This is a genomic window from Endozoicomonas sp. PH6C (assembly GCF_059322965.1).
The window spans coordinates 3,074,480-3,088,655 of the sequence record NZ_CP185342.1 but is presented as its reverse complement, the minus strand read 5'-3'; the positions used below and the strand labels follow the sequence as shown (position 1 = coordinate 3,088,655).

Annotated in this window: 12 protein-coding genes; 7 read left to right on the top strand and 5 right to left on the bottom strand. The window is 47.1% G+C overall.

Translation table 11 applies throughout. The annotated features are described in order from the left end of the window. The first annotated feature begins 121 nt into the window (after positions 1-121). Positions 122-892: a sulfite exporter TauE/SafE family protein gene (locus tag ACOMG9_RS11515; RefSeq protein WP_422133669.1), complete on the top strand. Its 771-nt coding sequence runs from the start codon at positions 122-124 to the stop codon at positions 890-892. A 196-nt stretch (positions 893-1,088) separates the two neighbouring features. Next, positions 1,089-2,165 carry a 3-deoxy-7-phosphoheptulonate synthase gene (locus ACOMG9_RS11510; RefSeq protein ID WP_448217000.1) on the top strand — a complete coding sequence of 359 codons (1,077 nt, stop codon included), beginning with the start codon at positions 1,089-1,091 and terminating at the stop codon, positions 2,163-2,165. A gap of 43 nt (positions 2,166-2,208) precedes the next feature. Here ACOMG9_RS11510 and ACOMG9_RS11505 read toward each other — a convergent pair whose 3' ends face one another. Further along, on the bottom strand, positions 2,209-2,673 hold the full coding sequence (locus ACOMG9_RS11505; protein ID WP_494530272.1) for a hypothetical protein: 465 nt from the start codon (positions 2,671-2,673) through the stop codon (positions 2,209-2,211). Between the two features lie 105 nt (positions 2,674-2,778). Next, positions 2,779-3,258, bottom strand: coding sequence for a transcription elongation factor GreB (gene greB / locus ACOMG9_RS11500; RefSeq protein ID WP_422133666.1), 480 nt, complete (start codon positions 3,256-3,258; stop codon positions 2,779-2,781). A gap of 174 nt (positions 3,259-3,432) precedes the next feature. Between greB and ACOMG9_RS11495 the strand changes: the two genes are divergently transcribed. Further along, positions 3,433-3,675 carry a hypothetical protein gene (locus ACOMG9_RS11495; RefSeq protein WP_448216998.1) on the top strand — a complete coding sequence of 81 codons (243 nt, stop codon included), beginning with the start codon at positions 3,433-3,435 and terminating at the stop codon, positions 3,673-3,675. 320 nt (positions 3,676-3,995) lie between these two features. Next, on the top strand, positions 3,996-4,307 hold the full coding sequence (locus ACOMG9_RS11490; RefSeq protein ID WP_448216997.1) for a hypothetical protein: 312 nt from the start codon (positions 3,996-3,998) through the stop codon (positions 4,305-4,307). A 266-nt stretch (positions 4,308-4,573) separates the two neighbouring features. On the opposite strand, the gene nfuA is transcribed toward ACOMG9_RS11490, so the two are convergent. After that, positions 4,574-5,155 (bottom strand): Fe-S biogenesis protein NfuA, encoded by a 582-nt coding sequence (nfuA, locus tag ACOMG9_RS11485; protein WP_422133664.1) that lies wholly within the window; start codon positions 5,153-5,155, stop codon positions 4,574-4,576. Between the two features lie 325 nt (positions 5,156-5,480). Here nfuA and ACOMG9_RS11480 point away from each other — a divergent pair, with 325 nt between their 5' ends. Then, positions 5,481-6,680 (top strand): multidrug effflux MFS transporter, encoded by a 1,200-nt coding sequence (locus tag ACOMG9_RS11480; protein WP_494530271.1) that lies wholly within the window; start codon positions 5,481-5,483, stop codon positions 6,678-6,680. Between the two features lie 75 nt (positions 6,681-6,755). Here the strand turns inward: ACOMG9_RS11480 and ACOMG9_RS11475 are convergent, their stop codons facing one another. Both ACOMG9_RS11475 and ACOMG9_RS11470 read right to left on the bottom strand, forming a co-directional pair. Continuing rightward, complete coding sequence (locus ACOMG9_RS11475; protein ID WP_448216995.1) at positions 6,756-7,748, bottom strand: MBL fold metallo-hydrolase; 993 nt, start codon at positions 7,746-7,748, stop codon at positions 6,756-6,758. 19 nt (positions 7,749-7,767) lie between these two features. After that, positions 7,768-8,247, bottom strand: coding sequence for a nuclear transport factor 2 family protein (locus ACOMG9_RS11470; protein ID WP_448216994.1), 480 nt, complete (start codon positions 8,245-8,247; stop codon positions 7,768-7,770). A 780-nt stretch (positions 8,248-9,027) separates the two neighbouring features. Here ACOMG9_RS11470 and metH point away from each other — a divergent pair. Together metH and ACOMG9_RS11460 are read left to right on the top strand one after the other, a co-directional pair. Beyond that, a complete protein-coding gene (gene metH / locus ACOMG9_RS11465; protein ID WP_494530270.1) occupies positions 9,028-12,735 on the top strand; it encodes a methionine synthase in 3,708 nt (1,235 codons plus the stop codon). Positions 12,736-12,752: 17 nt separating this feature from the next. After that, positions 12,753-14,084: an MATE family efflux transporter gene (locus tag ACOMG9_RS11460; protein WP_252180058.1), complete on the top strand. Its 1,332-nt coding sequence runs from the start codon at positions 12,753-12,755 to the stop codon at positions 14,082-14,084. Positions 14,085-14,176 lie beyond the last annotated feature (92 nt).

The following is a 14,176-nucleotide window of genomic DNA, read 5'->3' as shown; positions in this document are numbered from 1 at the left end:
AGAATATCATTTAATTACTTCCAAGAATACAAGCCGGTCGCTACAGTTACCAGTGAATCATGCAGCTTTAATCATGATTTCAAACATCGCCTGAGCTACTTATAACTTTAGACCATATTTTATGGACACATTGCTCTACATTTCAGCGGGTGCCAGCGTGGGCTTTGCCGTTGGCTTAACCGGCATAGGAGGCGGGTCACTGATGACTCCGCTACTCCTTTTATTTGGATTTCCGGCTCACATAGCAATAGGTACAGACCTGTTGTATGCCGCCCTGACCAAAGTCAGTGGCGTCTGGGTTCATCATCGACAAAATAGTGTTAACTGGCGACTCGTCAAACTACTGTGTATGGGAAGTATCCCAGCGACTGTGGCTACTATATTCCTGTTGAAATATCTTTTCACTGGAAGCGATCATTATAGCCCGATACTTACTACCTGCCTTGGCTTTATGCTTACCTTAACAGCACTGGTGCTTATATTTAGCAACAAATTGAAAAAAATGCAGTTTTACAACAGAAAAGTGCTGTCTGGAAACAGACTGAAGTACTTTACCGTATTTATGGGGATGGTCCTGGGCGTTCTGGTCACCCTGTCATCTGTAGGAGCCGGGGCACTGGGAACAGCAATTCTCTTACTGATATACCCTGCACTGGTTTCTGTAAGAGTAGTCGGCACTGAATTGGCACATGCAGTACCACTAACCCTCGTTGCCGGGATAGGTCATACCTTGCTGGGCAATGTTGATTTTAACCTTCTGGGAGCGCTGATGATTGGTTCACTCCCAGCCATTTATCTGGGCACTAAAGTTGGCAAATACATGCCAGAGAACATAATGCGTATGATTCTGGCTACTATTCTGCTGGTGCTGGGTATTCGTTACCTAATGTAAACCAGCAAGATTTCACAATAGTAGCAACGACTTAAATTAAGCAAAATTATTATTCACAGGGTTGTAGCAGCCACAGTTCTTGATTAGAGTGAATCACCGTCGCTGAACTCTGCAAGCCCGACTTATACATACCCGGGCGAGCAATCTAAGGCGCAAACCCGGAAGGGAGTAATAATCAAAGTTGAGAGCGCAACAAATGGCCGCATTACCGATTGAAAACCTGAACATTGAATCTCAGGACTTACTGATCACTCCAGAGCAGCTGAAAAAGGAAATTCCCCTGAGCGAGGCAGCTGAGCGAACCGTTTCCGAAGGCCGTGAAGTTATTCGCAATATTCTCGATGGCAAGGATCATCGTCTTTTTGTTGTGGTAGGCCCCTGCTCTATACATGATGTTGATGCGGCCATGGATTATGCCGGACGTCTAAAGAAACTGGCAGATGAGCTTAGCGACACTCTCTATCTGGTCATGCGCGTCTATTTCGAAAAGCCACGCACCACTGTTGGCTGGAAAGGTCTGATTAACGACCCACACCTCAATGACACCTTCAAGATTGAAGAAGGTCTGCACACTGGCCGTCGCCTGCTGATGGATGTTGCCGAGCTTGGTATGCCTTCTGCCACCGAAGCTCTGGATCCTATCTCCCCACAATACCTGCAGGATCTGGTATCCTGGTCTGCTATTGGTGCCCGGACCACTGAATCCCAGACCCACCGTGAAATGGCCAGTGGTTTGTCTTCGGCTGTGGGTTTCAAAAACGGTACCGATGGTGGCTTGGAAGTAGCGATCAACGCTCTGAACTCAGTATCCAATCCTCATCGTTTCCTGGGTATTGATGGCAATGGTCAGGTAGCTGTCACGCGTACCAAGGGGAACCAATATGGTCACATTGTTCTGCGCGGTGGTAACGGCAAGCCCAACTATGACTCTGTCAGCATAACTCTTTGCGAGCAGGAGCTTGAGAATGCCGGCATCAAGCCAAACGTTATGGTTGATTGCTCTCACGCTAACTCTAACAAAGACCCGGCGCTTCAGCCTTTGGTCATGGAAAACGTGACTAATCAGATTATCGAAGGCAACAAATCTGTTGTGGGCCTCATGATAGAAAGCAACATTGGCTGGGGTGCCCAGAAAGTGCCTGCAAACCTTGAAGACTTGAAATACGGTGTATCGATTACTGATGCCTGCATTGACTGGGAAACTACAGAGAAAAGCCTGCGTGATATGAGGGAGAAGTTAAAAAACCTACTTCCTGCAAGAATTGCAGAATAATTAACAGTCTGACACGGTCAGTTTATGACTGTGTCAGCATCCTTTAAAACAAATCGAATTGATGTCCTTGTGTGACCTCTTTAGTTCCAAGTATATCTATCTCTTCTGTCAGACCAGATAATAGGTCCATTTGTGATTCTGGCACTTCCACACAAACTTCATCGGGAAAACTGGAAGAAATCAACCGCTTTTTTGGCATATTACTGATTCTTCTAGCCAGGATAGCAGCACAAATCAGGCAAACTTCCGGCAGCAAGTGATTGGTCAGCACTTTATAGTGGTGCGCACCGTGTAACACTTCTGTACACAGTGTGCGGTCCGCGCGAGATTCAATATCAAGGTTGGCTTCTACCAAGTGTGTACACTGGGAGCCGCAAGATTGGATGATCTTGGCAACGAAGAAATTTGACAGTATGACTTGCTTATACCGTTTCACAGGTTCTTTATTTACTGGAAAAACCAGAAACACTACGAAAAAGGGCACATTATGATATACGTTTATGGCCAACTGTCATACACCCTAAAACCAACATAGGTAAAAATACAGCAAAAGGCTCTGCGCTTTTGTTATGAACTCTGGTTACAAGATCCAGGACCGAAATTGTCATCAAAGTCAATGGAAAGGCTTGTATTGTATCTTGTTGATAAACCAGATTTTGTTTCCCTCCGGCGTCCTGACCAGTACTTCATCGTCAACCTGCTTACCGATTAAAGCCCTGGCCATGGGTGAATCAACGGTTATGTGCCCTCGCTTGACGTCAATTTCATCAGACCCCACAATCCGGCATTGGAGCACTTCTCCTTCCTCATTCTCGACTTCTACCCAGGCACCAAAAAAAGCCTTGCCCTCCTGCTCAGGTGAATAATCCACCACTTTGATAACATCAAGCCGCCTGGTGAGAAAGCGAATTCTTCGATCAATTTCTCTCAGCAGTCTTTTCCCTTCCTTATACTCTGCATTCTCACTTCGGTCACCCAACGCTGCAGCTTCAGAAACTGCCTGAGTCACTTTCGGTCTCTTATGCCGCCAGAGGTCATGCAGCTCTTTTTCAAGCTTGTCTTTGCCTGCCTGTGTAATGAGATTCGACTTCATTTAATGCCAATCCAGTGAAATCCATTTTTTTTATAGAAAAAAATGAGTTAACCCAACATCCTAATCAAAGATAGAAATCAATCAAGGCACTGTTTTAGCAATATCATCCAGCACAGTCATTTTATTTACATTTTCATCTATGGTGTGAATATTGATCAATCAAGGACGATTACCATGAAAGCCCTTCCTACACCCGGCCTAGCCCAACCAACCAATAAATTACCCACACTGGAAAAACAATATAAAGAAAGTTGGTTCTACGCATTTTTGCGAAATATCAAACTTGAAGAAGCTGCACCAAAAAAAAGAACACAGGATACAGGAGCCAGCTATTTACCAAGCCTTGTTGAGGCAGATGGAAAAACATTCAAAGCCTATTCGGGATCACTCGCAGCACTGGTCTGCCCTAAGGCCTGAGAGTCCTTAAAACCATTTACAGACAAAATAAAACCCGTTTTGGAATGTCTGGTTTACATCCATAGCAAAAGTTTTGCCCACGGCCGTGTCAGTAAAGAATGTATTGTTGAAGATAATAACCAGATTAGATTCGATGGTTTTGGCATGGCAACCGAACATCAGGACAGTGCTGCACTTCATGATAAATCCATGATGAACCGGGTAAAATACTTTTCTGACACGATCTTTAACGTTCCTCATCCAGAACTTTTGCCACCAGAAGCTTTCTCCCACGAAAAGGGTATGAGACAGCTGGTGATATTTGGGCGCTGGGTGTCACTATGGCTTCTATGGCTCATTGTATTGCTCCTGGAGAGTGCCAGAGCATTACTGATGGACACATAGTTGAGACCCTGCAAAACACCGGTAAGCTGAAGACTTCCAGAAAGGCCATCGTTGATTATGCCGAAACATTAAAAGATGCCTGTAATAAAACATTGGAAAGAGAGACTCGATCCGGGCATCGTTTCATGATTTTAGAACTCTTGCCTAAGCTACTGGAAGCCAATCCAGAGAAGAGATATACAGCTGGGAAAGCTCTGAACCATCGTTCTTTCAAAGAGGAATTAGACAACCCCATTACTGCCAGATAATTGCTTGATTGCCATACCCTCCCAGACAAATGTGGACTGATTAACAGTCAGTCCCTCTTTTTTTATATGAGTTTCAAAGTTCGAACGAAGCCTCACTTCAGTTAATAGCAATAAATATGATTGTATATTGTACATACATAGCAAAATGATGCTAATTCGCTATTTCTACCATTTTCCAGCGCACAAAAAACCGGTTTATGGAAAGAATGGACTCGCTTATAGGAGTGCCATTAGTCTATAAACCGGCTCTTAAGACAGACAGCCTTTTACTTGAAGTAGGCATTCTCGGTAATGCTGTGATCTGTCACATCCCTGACGCCTTTCAACTCAGGAATTCGTTCAATCAGAGTTTTCTCGACACCGTCTTTCAAAGTCAGATCTACTGCACTGCAGCCCTGGCAACCACCACCAAACTGCAAAACAGCAACATCCTCATCAATCTCAACCAGAGAAACAACACCACCGTGAGAAGCCAGCCCCGGATTGATTTCGGTCTGTAGGAAATAGTTGATTTTCTCGTCCAGTGGACTGTCTTCACTGACTTGGGGCAATTTGGCATTCGGTGCTTTGATAGTCAGCTGGCCACCCAGTTTATCTTCGGAGAAATCAACAACAGCGTCTTCCAGGTACTGTTCACTTTTTCCTTCTACATGGCAATTGAAGTATTCCAGCTCAAGAATCAGATCTCCTTCCTTTTCCTCTCCGGGTTTACAGTAGGCAAGGCAGGTTTCAGCATAAGGAGTACCGGGCTGGGTAACGAACAGGCGCACCCCAATACCCTCCACATTCTGTTTCTCCAACAGGGTGGCAAGGTACTTTTGTGCTGCTTCCGCAAATGTAATCTTCAACTCAAGAACCCTCTCAACATTCTGTCGACATTCTATGCCATTCAGCGTTATGTTGAAATCCCCAGTGGGCTAGTCAGGTATTAAAGACTTGTGCTTCAACGACGGCAGGTTACACCCCATTGCTGTACTTGTCTCTTTAGTGCTTCGTGAGCCCCCAGTCTTATGTGAAATTATACGATTGTTACCCTGTTCAAAAGCCTGTACCCTTCGCGCTCTTTTTCCAGGTTAAAGGGGAATTTTGCCTAAAAATAAGGGCCAATTAATTCCTTCGAACCTTTCGAACTTATCCCTTCCAGCATAAATTTCAGTAGAACGAGTCGCAGCCATGAGCTCATTAGATATAGAAAAACACTCCACTACTGTCCTGATGATACTGACAGTGTTTGCCATTGTTGGTCCGGTCTCTATCGATATCTATTCACCTTCTCTCCCGGCTATAACAGAATATTTTGGCAGTAACAGTGCTACAACCCAGTGGAGTATCGGTATTTTTATGCTGGGTTTTTCGATATCGATGCTCATAGTGGGCCCGCTGGCTGACCGCCTGGGTCGTAAAAAGACCTTGATGCTGGGTTATACCCTCTACCTGCTTGCCACTGCTGCCACCCTGTTGACCAATCACATTGGTCTGTTCATAGCTGCACGCTTTGCCCAGGCCGTATTTGGTTGCTTTGGTACTGCCGTTGCCCGAATTTTGGCCAAAGATTATTTCCGAGAGAAAATGGAAGTAAGGATGTTGTCCTATATCAGCGCCTGCCTGACACTGGTCCCTATGCTGGCTCCCATCGCAGGTGGATTTATTCAAGAATATGCAGGCTGGAAGTACAACATTCTGGCCATGGGCGCTATGGCCATTATTGCGATGATGAGCCTGCTATTTATTCCTGAAAAACATCAAATCCCCAGGCACGTTGGCCACCCTATTCTCTCAGGCTATAAAGACGTATTAACTGACTGGCGCTATCTGCGGTTCACTATCGCTGCCGGCACAGCCTTCTCTGGCGCTTTTGTTTTTGTCGCCGGTGGTCCTTTTGTAATGATCAGCCAATTAGGCCTGGCTCCAAAATTTTATGGATTCCTTTTTGCGATAGCCATTGCGGGCTACCTTTTCAGTGCAACCTATGGCCCCAAATTGAATGACCGGTTAGGACGTGAGAAAAGCACTCGACTTGCCTGGATCACTCTGGCTGCAGGTGCAAACATTTCCTTTGCCACTGCCTGGTGGAGTCATGGCAGCTCTATTCCGGGTTATATGTTTGGTATGGTTGTCTTTGAGCTGGGACTGGGTCTCTTTATGCCCCTATGCCAGGCCAGAGCCACCGAACATATGATCAACAATGCAGGCACCGCTGCCGGACTGATCTTCTTCATAGAAATGCTACTGGCTACAATAGTCAGTGGTTTGGTGGGTTCACTGCCACAAATGGGAACAGTGACGCTTGCCAGTGTAACTCTGGTTGCCACCCTGGTTGCTGGGTTTTGCCTTCAAAAGAATAGCCACGACAATATTAAGGCTTCAGCATAAGCATCCCGATTTTCAAAACAGTAGAGGAGCCGAGAGTCTTTAGCAATTCCGTCGAGAATGCCAGCTCCGCCCTTGTCATAATAAATCGTCAAATAAAGCAGTGATTTTTCCAGGCTTGATCACAATAAAATCGTTATCCGCAACATTCTGTTGTCGTTTGGCAAGCTGTAGATCTTCCGGCGGCTGCAACATCGGCTCGTTGGTGAGCATAAAGCTGCCCCAATGCATCGCCAGCGATAAGCGCGAGCCAACATCCTGATGAATGCGCACCGCCTCTTGTGGGTTAACGTGGATTTCTTTCATAAACCAGCGTGGTTCATAGGCCCCAATGGGCACCATGGCCATATCCATATAGCCAAAGTGATCACCAATAGCCTTAAAGTCTGAGCTGTAGCCAGTGTCTCCAGCAAAATAAAAGCGTTTACCCGGTTTCGCAAATACTGAAGGCGCTTCAAATACCCACCCACACCAGAGCGTTCGGTCAGGAAAGATGGAACGGCCACTAAAGTGTTGGCACGGCACTGCGGTGAACGTCCAGCCACGATGGGTATGCGATTCCCACCAATCCAGTTCAACCCAATTATCAATTCCCCGCCTGCTGAACCAATGGCCTAATCCGAGTGGCAACATAAATAACGGCGGGTTGTGTTTCTGCCTTTTCTGGATCGTCAACACAGATTGTCGATCCAGATGATCGAAGTGATCGTGGGAAATCAATATCACATCAACATGAGGTAGGGCATTAATATCTATCGCAGGAGGTGAATAACGCTTTGGCCCAGCCCACTGCACTGGCGATGCTCGTTCAGAAAAATGAGGATCAGTAATAATATTCATGCCCTGATGACGAATCAAAAAAGTCGCATGACCAATCCAACTTGTCAGCGATTTATCTGAGTACTCAAAGACCGAATGATCATCTTTCACAATAGGAATCGAAACTTTTTCCGGTAATTTTTCAAATAACTTCCATTTTAAAATTTTCCATAACGAACGGTGATGCATTTCCATCTTGTCATTATTGCGAAAGCCACCGCTTGGGAGGTGATGTTTTTTAGAAAGAGTCACGGGTCTTCCTCATAATCAATCAGTCACATTGACGCGGTGCAGGCCCGCAAATAAATTTTGGTATCGCCGCACGGCCATAACTTTGTTTACTGACAATCTTTAACTCATCATCAAACACAAAATAATCCATACCCTCCCAGTGAAACGACTTACCAAAACGCAGCTTAATCAGTGAGGCAATAACCTTCTGGCTAAACGACATACCTGCCACTGGTAGCATATCATGCTGACAATACCACCCAAAACTGGCTGTTTTATTGTCTTCATCAACCAACATACTTTTTTCAATAAAGGTTAATTTTCCGTACATACCGCTAAACACTGATTTGATGGCGTTACGAACCTTGTGTTTACCTCGGGCAGTATGACCATTCATTTCTCGGAATTCGCACTCGTCAGCAAAATGCTCCATAACCCGATCCAGACACTGATTCGAAAACGCATCGTTGAAGGTGTTCAGTAAACTGCGTATATCATTCGCCATTTCTAAGTTGTCCATGCCATCCATTCAGCCCATAGGGTTTATCACATACCACCCATCAGGTAAAGGTACTTGGCTGGCGCACGCGAAAGCGTTCACGGGTCACTTTGACAGGCTCAGGTTGATATTCTCTACCCATTAAAATAACAGTAAAAAATGGGAAAAATATCATGAATAATGCAGTGATCACGGATAACTGCAATGGTGTTGGTTTCGCTGCGGCACAGCACTTCTGTAATGGAGATTATCGTGTATTAGTGATTGCCATGACACCGAAAAAACTGGGGTAGGATGTCACGCCCTTGTATCAGGCAGGTGCAATGGATAAACAATGATCGCTGATATTAAGCCTCAGCAATTTTACCCTTATTCAAGCTGCCACTGCAGGTATTAACAACAAATGCCCACAATTGAAGAACTGGCCCTGATGACGGATTCATGAGTGGCCATTCCCGGTCTTACCCGAAGACGCAAAACCCGCGTCATTTATTCAACCAAAGTAAGCGAAAATTCACTATATTGGCACGATTTTGGGCTATAGCCTGTTTAAGCTCGCCAATATTTTATTCGATCGTGGTATGGGATTGAACGTCGTTATGCCGACAGCGGTATCATAGTCGACCTTGCATTTTACTTACTTTTTCTATGAATATGTGTAATTTGAAGTACACACTCTGAGGCACATTTCTGATACCATCGCTCTCCTGAAAATACCTACAAGCAGCCGTGAGCCGTCAAACTGAAACCTTGACGGCCTGTTTCATGGCAATAGAGAGAACTGGCCCGGAATCTGTACCCATGCCTAACAGTCAAGAAAGAGCACACTTTCCAAGAGCAAACCTTCTTAAAGAGCAATTGGAGAAACGGATTCTGATCCTTGACGGTGCCATGGGCACCATGATTCAAGGCTATAAGCTGGATGAAGAAGATTACCGTGGAGAACGGTTTGCTGATCACAGCTGTGACCTCAAGGGCAATAATGACCTTCTCTCTCTGACACGCCCTGAGATCATCAAGGAGATTTACCAGTCTTACCTGGATGCCGGAGCTGACATTCTGGAAACCAATACCTTTAACGCTACAACCATTGCCATGGCTGACTATGAGATGGAACATCTGGTCCCGGAGATCAACCGGGAGTCAGCCCGTATAGCCAGAGAAGTGGCTGATGTAGCCACTGCTCAAAACCCTGATAAGCCCCGTTTCGTAGCAGGGGTGCTAGGCCCAACCAACAGAACCGCTTCCATTTCGCCTGACGTCAACAATCCGGGCTATCGCAACACCAGCTTTGAAGCATTGGCTATGGCCTACAAAGAAGCAGCCCTTGCCCTGATTGAGGGGGGTTCCGATATTATTCTGATCGAAACCATTTTCGACACCCTGAATGCCAAAGCCGCTATCTTTGCCGTAAAAGAACTGTTTGACGAGCTGGGTTATGAACTGCCCATCATGATTTCAGGCACCATTACCGATGCTTCCGGCCGCACCCTTTCAGGACAAACCACGGAAGCTTTCTGGAACTCTGTGCAACATGCCAATCCTGTCTCTGTAGGCCTGAACTGTGCCCTGGGTGCCAGTGAGCTGCGTCCATATCTGGAAGAACTGTCCAACATTGCCAACACTTTTATCAGCGCACACCCTAATGCGGGCTTGCCTAATGCGTTTGGCGAGTACGATCAAACTCCGGATGAAATGGCAGACATTGTTGCCGAGTTTGCCGAATCCGGCCTGGTGAACATTATTGGTGGTTGCTGCGGCAGTACTCCGGCTCATATCAAGGCAATTGCAGATAGAATGACGTCTATCGAAAGACGTCAGATTCCTGAAATTCCTGTCGCCTGTCGTCTCAGTGGTCTTGAGCCCTTCAATATTTTTGCAGACTCGCTGTTTGTCAATGTCGGTGAACGTTGTAATGTAACCGGCTCAGCCCGCTTTAAACGCCTGATTATTGAAGAAGATTACGACACAGCCCTGGACGTTGCTCGTCAGCAGGTTGAAAACGGAGCCCAGGTCATCGACATCAACATGGATGAAGGGATGCTGGATGCCAAAAAGGCTATCACTACTTTCCTGAATCTGGTGGCCTCTGAGCCGGACATCTCCAAAGTGCCGGTCATGGTGGACTCATCTAAATGGGATGTCATCGAAGCCGGTCTGCAATGCATTCAGGGCAAAGGCATTGTTAACTCTATCAGCCTGAAAGAAGGCGAAGAAGCTTTCCGCCATCAGGCAAGGCTATGCCGTAATTACGGTGCTGCCGTTGTGGTGATGGCTTTTGACGAGACCGGTCAGGCTGACACCGAAGCCCGCAAAATAGAAATCTGTAAGCGTTCTTACGATATTCTGGTTAATGAAGTGGGCTTCCCACCCCAGGACATTATTTTTGACCCGAATATCTTTGCTGTGGCTACCGGTATTGATGAGCACAACAATTATGCGGTGGACTTCATCAATGCGACTCGCTACATCAGGGAAAACCTGCCCCATGCCATGATCTCTGGCGGCGTTAGTAACGTTTCCTTCTCATTCAGGGGTAACAACCCGGTCAGGGAAGCCATTCATGCGGTCTTCCTGTATCACGCCATCAAAGATGGTCTGACTATGGGTATTGTCAATGCCGGACAGCTGGAAATTTACGAGGAAATCCCCAAAGAGCTACGTGAACGGGTTGAAGATGTCATTCTCAACCGCAATAACGAAGCCACAGAAGCCTTACTGGCCATTGCAGAGGACTATCGCGGTGGCAGCACCGGCCAGAAGAAAGTAGAAGACCTTTCCTGGCGTGAACAGGACGTCAACAAACGTCTTGAACATGCCCTCGTGAAAGGGATAACCACCTACATTGTTGAAGACACCGAAGAAGCTCGTCAACAGGCAGATCGCCCTATTCATGTTATCGAAGGTCCATTGATGGAGGGTATGAACGTAGTCGGTGATCTGTTTGGAGCCGGTAAAATGTTTCTACCCCAGGTCGTCAAAAGTGCCCGGGTTATGAAACAGGCCGTTGCCCACCTGATTCCTTTCATTGAAGAAGAGAAAGACGGCGACGTTCAGTCCAACGGCAAGATACTGATGGCGACCGTTAAAGGCGATGTACACGACATTGGCAAAAATATTGTCGGCGTTGTGCTGGCCTGTAATAACTTCGAGGTGATCGACCTGGGTGTTATGGTACCCTGCGAAAAAATCCTGCAGGTAGCCAGGGAAGAAAACGTGGACATTATTGGTCTCAGCGGTTTGATCACACCGTCTCTGGACGAAATGGTGCATGTCGCCAGCGAGATGCAACGCCAGGACATGCACCTGCCCCTGTTAATCGGCGGTGCAACCACTTCCAGAGCTCACACGGCTGTGAAAATAGAGCCACAGTTTCAAAATGATCTGGCACTTTATGTGACCGATGCCTCCCGTAGTGTTGGTATTGCGACACGATTGATGAGTAAAGAACTGAAACCGGGACTGATCGAGGAGACGCGTGCCGAGTACGAAAAAATTCGAGTACGCCATGAGAAACGCAGTAATAAGCGACAATTACTGACTTATGAGGAGGCTGTTGATAATCGCTTTGATGCCGGCTGGAACAACTATCAACCACCCGCCCCAACCTTCACAGGTGTCAAAGTGTTTGAAGATTACCCGCTGGAAAAACTGGTGGATTACATCGACTGGACACCTTTTTTCATCACCTGGGATCTGGCGGGCAAATATCCGAATATCCTGAAAGATGACATTGTCGGTGAAGCGGCCACCACCCTTTACAATGATGCCAGGGCCATGTTGAAAGATCTTGTTGAGAACAAGAAAATTGGTGCTCGCGCGGCTATTGGCTTCTGGCCCGCATCTCAGGTAAACGATGATGACCTTGAGGTTTATACCGACGAAGATCGCTCCGAAGTCAAAGCCATGCTTCATCATCTTCGCCAGCAGAACCCAAGACCGGATGATAAGCCAAACTACTGCCTGTCAGACTTTGTTGCACCAAAAAACTCTGGACTGGAAGACTATGTCGGCGGTTTTATCACCACGGCGGGCATTGGTGCGGATGAACTGGCCAACACCTACGAAGACAAGGGCGATGACTACAACAGCATCATGGTGAAGGCGCTTGCTGACCGGCTGGCTGAAGCGTTTGCCGAATATATGCACGAAAAAGTGCGCAAGGAATTCTGGTGTTATGCTCCGGATGAAGTCTTAAGTAATGAAGAACTGATTAAGGAAAAATACACCGGTATCCGCCCTGCCCCCGGCTACCCGGCGTGCCCGGACCACACCGAAAAAGCAACACTGTTTAAGCTGCTCAATGGCGAGGAAAATACCGGAGTCAACCTGACAGAACACTTTGCCATGATGCCCGCAGCCAGTGTCAGTGGTTGGTACTTCTCTCACCCTGAATCCAAATACTTTGGTCTGGGTAAGATCGCCAAAGACCAGCTTGCTTCTTACGCTGAGCGAAAGGGCATAAGTCTGGAAGAAGCCGAACGCTGGTTACGCCCAAATCTTGAATAACACAGTCTGAGGTTTACTTGAAACAGCGCGTTACTACCATATTGAAACTGGGCACCCCCATCATCATGGCGATGCTGTCTCAAAGCCTTCTGAATCTTGTCGATGCTGCCCTGGTGGGTCCCTTGGGAAAAGAAGCGCTGGCGGCAGTGGGTGCCGCCAGTTATGCAAACTTTGTCGGTCTCTCCCTTGTGGCAGGGCTCTCTGCCGGCGTACAGGCGCAAGTAGCCCGTCGATTGGGGGCTGACCATGGTCGTCTGTGTGCGACGCCCGTCAACCATGGCATCATCATCGCCCTGTTCTTTGCCTTGCCCGTCAGTCTTATGCTGATGCTGTTAGCCCCATGGATATTGCACATTTTTAACCAGGGTGCACTAGTGCAGGATACTGCCGTTACCTATTTTCGGATTCGTGTCATGTCCCTGGCTGCTGCCGCTCTTTGCCTCTCTTTCAGAGGTTACTGGAATGGCACGGGGAGGCCTTCAGGTTTTCTGCGTATTCTGGTCATCTCTCACCTCTTCAATGCGCTGGTGAGTTTCGGTCTTATCTATGGCATAGGTCCATTACCAGCAATGGGAGTTGCCGGGGCAGCACTTGGCACTTTCCTCGCAATGTACCTCGCTACCATGCTGAATTTGTTCAGCCTTCTGGGGATCGCCAAAGAACAAGGTTTTATGGACTTCAGGTTTTTAATGAATCGTGACTTTGGGCAGACCCTTCGACTGATACGACTGGCTGTTCCGGATTCTCTGCAACAAATGCTGTTCTCTCTTGGTTTTATGATGCTATTTGCCATCATTGCCCAGATGGGAACCAGTGAACTGGCTGTAGCCCATGTTCTGATGAATATTTCCCTGTTGTTGATTTTGCCGGGTATGGGCATGGGTATGGCTGCTAATACCCTGGTGAGCCAGAGCCTGGGAGCCGGTAAACCCGATAAAGCCTGGCGCTGGGGCTGGGATATTGTCATGGTCGCAGCCAGTATACTGCTACTACTGAGCATCCCCTTACTTTTTGCTCCCAAATTCCTGCTGAGTCTCTTCCTGCATCAGGAGTCGCTTGTGGAGATGGGAACAATTCCGCTTCAGCTGACCGGTTTGAGTATCTTCCTTGATGCGGCCTCTCTGGTATTCACACAGGCCCTTCTGGGTGCCGGTGCAAATCGCACGGTGCTAGGTATAAGAGCTGCCGGACAGTGGTTAATCCTGTTACCACTGTGCTGGCTGGTTGGACCTGTGCTGGGCCTGGGACTGACTGCAATCTGGCTGGTACAGGCTTTGCAGAGACTTATCAGCTCACTGGCTTTTGTTATGGTCTGGCAGGCCCGGAAATGGGAAAGAATCACTATTTAGAAATTACCCGATATAACAGCATTTTGTCGTCAGATCCGTGAGATCATAGATAGGATCACAAGACGACAAAATGTGCCAATCGAAAAATAACA

Excerpts from the sequence above, each read along its gene's own strand:
- ACOMG9_RS11515 (WP_422133669.1), top strand. The coding sequence starts at position 122 with ATGGACACATTGCTCTACATTTCAGCGGGTGCCAGCGTGGGCTTTGCC.
- ACOMG9_RS11510 (WP_448217000.1), top strand. The coding sequence starts at position 1,089 with ATGGCCGCATTACCGATTGAAAACCTGAACATTGAATCTCAGGACTTA.
- greB (WP_422133666.1), bottom strand. The coding sequence starts at position 3,258 with ATGAAGTCGAATCTCATTACACAGGCAGGCAAAGACAAGCTTGAAAAA.
- ACOMG9_RS11495 (WP_448216998.1), top strand. The coding sequence starts at position 3,433 with ATGAAAGCCCTTCCTACACCCGGCCTAGCCCAACCAACCAATAAATTA.
- ACOMG9_RS11490 (WP_448216997.1), top strand. The coding sequence starts at position 3,996 with ATGGCTTCTATGGCTCATTGTATTGCTCCTGGAGAGTGCCAGAGCATT.
- ACOMG9_RS11480 (WP_494530271.1), top strand. The coding sequence starts at position 5,481 with ATGAGCTCATTAGATATAGAAAAACACTCCACTACTGTCCTGATGATA.
- ACOMG9_RS11470 (WP_448216994.1), bottom strand. The coding sequence starts at position 8,247 with ATGGACAACTTAGAAATGGCGAATGATATACGCAGTTTACTGAACACC.
- metH (WP_494530270.1), top strand. The coding sequence starts at position 9,028 with ATGCCTAACAGTCAAGAAAGAGCACACTTTCCAAGAGCAAACCTTCTT.